Genomic DNA, 312 nt, shown 5'->3' with positions numbered 1-312 from the left:
AGTTGACGGCGAAAGGCCACGGCGAGAATACGCTGGGTCAGGTCGATGTCGTGGTCAACTACAACGCTCGTAAATTCCACGGCGTTGGCCTGTCGACCGATATCGTCTAATCATCGGCGAAAACGATGGTGAACGCGTTGAACAATATTTGGCGTGCTAAGCAGGTGGAAAAAGAACTGCAGCGTAAATTTAAAGATCAGAAGGAAACCGTGTAACTATGTCTAAGTCTTCTCATATCGCGGTATTGCCAGGCGACGGAATTGGTCCCGAAGTGATGGCGCAGGCCATGTAAGTTCTCGATGCAATTCGTAC

2 pseudogenes are annotated in these 312 nt (G+C 49.7%); both read left to right on the top strand.

Features of this window, described 5'->3' with window-relative positions:
• Positions 1-215, top strand: a pseudogene (locus KVT28_RS24790) (alpha-isopropylmalate synthase regulatory domain-containing protein); the annotation flags it as partial.
• Positions 216-217: 2 nt separating this feature from the next.
• Positions 218-289: pseudogene (locus tag KVT28_RS27915) on the top strand (hypothetical protein); the annotation flags it as partial.
• Positions 290-312: the final 23 nt, after the last annotated feature.

It is taken from the genome of Pantoea sp. GbtcB22, assembly GCF_019091025.1.
Classification (GTDB): domain Bacteria; phylum Pseudomonadota; class Gammaproteobacteria; order Enterobacterales; family Enterobacteriaceae; genus Pantoea; species Pantoea leporis.
This window is presented reverse-complemented; position numbering and strand designations above follow the sequence as displayed.